The organism is Pseudonocardia sp. SID8383 (genome assembly GCF_009864975.1).
In the GTDB taxonomy this organism is placed as follows: Bacteria; Actinomycetota; Actinomycetes; order Mycobacteriales; family Pseudonocardiaceae; genus Pseudonocardia; species Pseudonocardia alni.
On record NZ_WWFY01000609.1, the window covers coordinates 1 to 1210 of the forward strand.

The 1210-nt window shown below is 75.6% G+C and carries 1 protein-coding gene; it reads right to left on the bottom strand.

Annotated elements, in window-relative coordinates; translation table 11 throughout:
- Nucleotides 1-1210, bottom strand: a 1210-nt coding sequence (locus GTW08_RS14805; protein ID WP_202417188.1) for a proline dehydrogenase family protein, incomplete at both ends; no start/stop codon positions are given.

The following is a 1210-nucleotide window of genomic DNA, read 5'->3' on the forward strand; positions in this document are numbered from 1 at the left end:
CGGGTCGGTGACGAGGGGGACCTCGGTCCGCGCGACGGCGGTCGCCGCGGCGCGACGGGCCCAGTCCCGGTTCGCGGGCAGTGACGGATCGGTGTCGGGCTCGGCGCGGAACCCGGCCGGCACCGGGTCCCCGGGCAGCGGGCCGTCGGTCCCGACGGGTGCGGACACGGTGCGGTCCTGGGTGCGGCGCGGGGTGTCGGCGACGGCGTCGCGGTCGCGCACCGAGGCGAGGAACCGCTCCTGGTAGGTCGCCGGACCGCCCGAGCCGGGAGCGAACAGCGTGTACAGGTAGCCCTCCGGCGAGGCGTTCTCCTCCAGCCGCCGGACCAGGTAGGACACGGCGGTGTCGAAGTCGCCGCGGTGCACGACGGGGGTGTAGAGCACCAGCTGCGAGCCCGGCCCGGACTCCGGCAGGTCGCCCGCGACGGCGTCGGCGAACGCGGGGGCCATGCCCTGCAGCATCTCCAGGTCCAGCTGGGGCCGGGCACCGCGGGCGTCGGCCAGTTCCAGGGCGAGCGCGACGTGGTGCAGGTGGTGCGACGCGACGCCCAGGCGCATCCCGTCGGCGTGCGGGCCACCGATGCCGCGGTCGAGGAGCCGAACGTAGTTGGCGTCGACCTCGGCCTTGGTGGCGTAGGGCGCCTGCGGCCAGTCGTGCAGCTCGGCGTCGACCCGTTCCATCGCCAGGTTCGCGCCCTTGACCAGGCGCACCTTGATCGGCGCCCCGCCCGCGGCGGCACGGCGGGCGGCGAACTCCCCGAGCTCGTCCAGCGCGGCGACGGAGTCGGGCAGGTAGGCCTGCAGGACGATCCCGGCGGGCAGGTCGTGGAACTCCGGGCGCGCCAGCAGCGTGGTGAACAGCGCGACGGTGAGGTGGAGGTCCTTGTACTCCTCCATGTCGAGGTTCACGAACACGCCGTGCTCGCGGGCGGCCCGGTAGAGCGGCAGCAGCCGGTCCACGAGCAGGTCCCGGCTGCCCTCGAGGTCCCACGGCACGAGCTGGGCGACGACCGAGGACGCCTTCACCGACACGTGGTCGACGCCCGGCCGGCGCAGCAGCGCGATCGTGCGGGCGAGGCGACGGTCCGCCTCGTCGTGGCCGAGGACCGCCTCGCCGAGCAGGTTGAGGTTCAGCCGGTGCCCGTCGCGGCGGGCCGCGGCGAGGCGGCGGTCCAGGCCGCGCCCGCCCGCGTCGACGATCAGGTGCCCG